3 protein-coding genes are annotated in these 2,001 nt (G+C 49.1%); 2 read left to right on the top strand and 1 reads right to left on the bottom strand.

Going from position 1 to position 2,001, the window contains the following annotated elements; all coding sequences use genetic code 11:
- A partial coding sequence (locus ACLTD4_RS33985) for an energy coupling factor transporter S component ThiW (RefSeq protein WP_412331997.1) occupies positions 1 to 271 on the top strand: 271 nt, incomplete at its 5' end.
- A gap of 9 nt (positions 272 to 280) precedes the next feature.
- Here ACLTD4_RS33985 and ACLTD4_RS33980 read toward each other — a convergent pair.
- Positions 281 to 649, bottom strand: a complete 369-nt coding sequence (locus ACLTD4_RS33980; protein WP_025529276.1) for a NusG domain II-containing protein — start codon at positions 647 to 649, stop codon at positions 281 to 283.
- A gap of 253 nt (positions 650 to 902) precedes the next feature.
- Between ACLTD4_RS33980 and ACLTD4_RS33975 the strand changes: the two genes are divergently transcribed.
- Positions 903 to 2,001 (top strand): FMN-binding protein (locus ACLTD4_RS33975; RefSeq protein WP_412331996.1); only part of this gene is annotated, 1,099 nt, incomplete at its 3' end.

The raw sequence follows: 2,001 nt of genomic DNA, 5'->3' as shown, positions 1-2,001 counted from the left end.
GGCGCTGCTCTGTGGACTGGCCTACCGCTGGACCGGAAAACTGACCGCCGCCTATGCGTCCGAGATCATCGGCACCGGTATAATCGGAGCGATGCTCTGCTATCCGGTTGCGGCGATTCTTATGGGAAAAGAGGTCGCCCTGTTTTTCTATGTGGCGCCGTTTTTGATGAGCACGCTGTGCGGAACGGCCATCGCGGCGATTCTGATCGGCGTTCTCTGCCGTTCCGGCGCGTTTGGATACTTAAAACGCCAGGTTGCGGCAAAAGAATAGGCGGAGAAATTATTCTCCGCCGGTAATACGGGCGATCATGCGGTTGGGTAGGCAGATGATGGCTTCCCCGGTCCGCCGGATCGTCCCCTGGTTGACACAGACCTTATCCGGGCAGCTGGCCTCGGTGACGTGAACCGTTCCGTCCTTGATGACGACGTGGTTCGTCCCGCCGTTCCAGCCTTCTACGGTGAGCTCTGTGTCTTTATTTAAATCAAGGGTTTCAATCACAGTTCCATCCACCGAAATTTCGACTCTCATAGGTGGTTTTGAAAAAATAATCCGCGTGCCCGCATAAAGAAGCGCGGAAACTGCTAAAATAACAAGGATCAGAACGAGCTCCTTCTTCTTTTTTCCGATATGTTTATTCTCTGCACTCATCTTTTTCTTTCCTGTTCTTCGTACTTTCGAGCAATACTGTGTTGAATTAGCATAATAAAGTACCAAATCCCTACATATTTTTCCAATTCTCCAGCAATTGCCCTTCATAGTATAACACAATTTCTAGAATTATACATGAAGTTATAAAAATTTTATAAAATAATCAAAATCATTAAAAAAAGCATTGCTTGAATCGTTAAGAATATGTTAAAATAAAAACAAAGTAGTAAATCGTACATTTCAGGAGGAGATCATGAATAAAGGCAGTATGGATACGAAGAAAAAGGGACTGATCGGGCTGGGTGCGCTGGTAGTTCTGGCGGGAGCAACAATACTCGGATCCGATCCGCTTTACAAAGCAATTGATGATATGGCACGTCCGGCGATCTACACGGCGGGAACGTACACGGCGTCTGCACGCGGATACGGCGGACCCGTTACCGTAACGGTTAAGGTTTCCACAAAGGCGATCGAATCGATCGATGTAGTGGGAGAGAAAGAGACACTTCTGGATCAGGTAGTACCATCCCTTCCGGATGCAATTATTGGAAAACAGACGCTGGATATGGATGCGGTTTCAGGCGCCACACTCAGCAGCAATGCAATCATTAAAGCGGTGGAAAAGGCGCTTGCTGAAGCAAGAGGCGAAGCCGCGGAAGAAGAGACAACAAAGGCAGAGGAAACAGCGGCTGGCTGGAATGACGGTACATATTCCTATGAATCCCCTGAATTCGATGACAACGGATACAAGGATCAGGTGAATATGACCATCAAGGACGGCAAGATCACGGCGCTTTCCTGGGACTGTGTTGATAAAGACGGAAAACTGAAGAGCAATCTCTCCATGGATGGCCAGTACGTTATGACAGAAGACGGCCCGAAGTGGTATGAGCAGGCGGATGCAGTCGTGCAATACGTGCTGGATCATCAGTCTCTGGACGGCCTGATCAATGAAGAAGGCTATACCGATACGGTAGCTTCTGTAAGTATTAACTTATATGGATTTGTAAACGGTGTAAAGGACTGCCTGAAGCAGGCGGCCGGAGAAGCCGGAACAAAGGCCGGTTGGAACGACGGATCTTACTCTTATGAGGCGCCGGAGTTCGACAGCAACGGATACAAGGATCAGGTAGCCATTACCATTAAGGGCGGCAAGATCACCTCTCTTACCTGGGACTGTGTGGATAAGGACGGAAAGCTGAAGAGCAACTTATCCATGAACGGCGAATACGTGATGACGGAGGACGGCCCGAAGTGGCACGAGCAGGCGGACGCGGTTGTGAAATACGTGCTGGATAACCAGTCTCTGGACGGTCTGATCAATGCAGATGGCTACACTGATACGGTTGCTT

The sequence above is a fragment of the Hungatella sp. genome, from assembly GCF_046966825.1.
Note: the sequence above shows the minus strand (reverse complement) of the source record. Positions and strands in the feature narration are given on the sequence as shown.

Excerpts from the sequence above, each read along its gene's own strand:
- ACLTD4_RS33980 (WP_025529276.1), bottom strand. The coding sequence starts at position 649 with ATGAGTGCAGAGAATAAACATATCGGAAAAAAGAAGAAGGAGCTCGTT.